Raw genomic sequence first — 1,355 nt, forward strand, 5'->3', positions numbered from 1 at the left:
GCAGGCTGTCCACGTATTTCTGGCACATCACATACGCCAAAATGGACGGCGAGGCCAGACTGCCCGGATACACCGGTTTGGGCATCGGCGCGGTGATGATTGGCGTCTGCAGTTCGTTACGTTCACAGTGGCGACAGGCGTACACCTGCCGCACATGCCGAATGACCTTCACTTGCGGAGGCACGATGCCGATTTCGCTGCGCGTTTCCGTACTCATTTCATGTAGTGATCCGCCGCAGCACTGGCAGATTTGCTCTCCTTCTTCCAGCGTGTACGTCACCGTTTCAACCTGCAGTTTGGACAGATCCGCCTCGCGCTTGCCGTTTGTTTTGCGGCGTTCGTAGGTGACCTTCTCCATTTCAGGTTCTTGCCCCTGGGGCGTGGCCAGCACTTCGGCCTCATTAAACAGGTTCAGTTCCAGTTGATCCGGATGTGTCTTCTCGCTGGAAGCGCCGAAGCGCTTCTGCTGCGCCAGACGAAACTGCTCCTCGTACCATTTGAGTTTGGCCGACAGTTCGGCATTTTGTTGTTCCAGCCTGGCATTTTGCTGCTGGAGTTGTTCCAGAGTAAGGGATTCCGCTTCTGTTTTCATAGCTGTACATTTCGACAGCCAGTTGCCCATATCCTGCTACGGTTTACCCCATGTTTCAGATCGCCGCTTCTGGCGATACGACAGGATGGGCGTGCCGCTGCTTGAGCGACAGGCCATCAAGAAGCCAGCGTAGTTCCCGCTGCGTCAGGCAGAGCGGAGCAGATCCGTCCGAGGGCCACTGAAACGTTCCCCGTTCCAGACGGCGGTAGTAAAGCCAGAAGCCGGCATGATCCCATTGCAGGATTTTGAGTTTGTCGCGTTTCCGATTGCAAAACACAAATAGCGCCGTGGAGAAAGGATTCAGCGCAAACTGTTCTTGGACGACCGCCGCCAGGCCATCGATCGATTTGCGCAAGTCGGTATAGCCGCAGGCAAAATAAACCTGCGAAGCAGCAGCCGGATTCAGCATTCAGGCACCAGCGCGGCTACCACATCGCGGAGCAGATGCGGATCGAAGCCCGGGCGCACGGCAATGCGAGCGGAACCGACCTGTATCCATAAACGGTCGTTTTCCGGCTCCGGGGCTGTGACGGCCACGGCACGGAAGGTCGCAGAAGATGCCGCCCGGGAATGCGGTCTCTGGGCTTTGTACAGCCAATATTTTAACTGATGCACCGTCAGGTTCTGCCCCGCACACCAGGTCTTCATCGTTTGCCCGCTTTCCTGATAGGCCGCAATGCGCTTCGTCCATATTTCCTGCAACGTCTCTTCCATCATAAGTCCATCCTCTCCAGGTATGATGGATTCATTGTGACAGGCTTTG

General features: G+C 56.2%; 3 protein-coding genes. All 3 read right to left on the reverse strand.

Annotated features, from left to right (window positions below; translation table 11 throughout):
- On the reverse strand, nucleotides 1-592 hold a 592-nt coding region (locus FKP33_RS26690; RefSeq protein ID WP_181410301.1), incomplete at its 3' end, for an IS66 family transposase zinc-finger binding domain-containing protein.
- Between the two features lie 55 nt (nucleotides 593-647).
- Nucleotides 648-1,001, reverse strand: coding sequence for an IS66 family insertion sequence element accessory protein TnpB (tnpB, locus tag FKP33_RS26695; RefSeq protein WP_141336827.1), 354 nt, complete (start codon nucleotides 999-1,001; stop codon nucleotides 648-650).
- The coding region (gene tnpA / locus FKP33_RS26700) for an IS66 family insertion sequence element accessory protein TnpA (protein ID WP_219996699.1) at nucleotides 995-1,355 on the reverse strand (361 nt) is incomplete at its 5' end. The genes tnpB and tnpA, both read right to left, overlap by 7 nt.

It is taken from the genome of Paenibacillus sp. tmac-D7, from assembly GCF_006519665.1.
In the GTDB taxonomy this organism is placed as follows: domain Bacteria; phylum Bacillota; class Bacilli; order Paenibacillales; family NBRC-103111; genus Paenibacillus_G; species Paenibacillus_G validus.

Coding starts and splice junctions, on each gene's coding strand:
- tnpB (WP_141336827.1), bottom strand. CDS start 1,001: ATGCTGAATCCGGCTGCTGCTTCGCAGGTTTATTTTGCCTGCGGCTAT.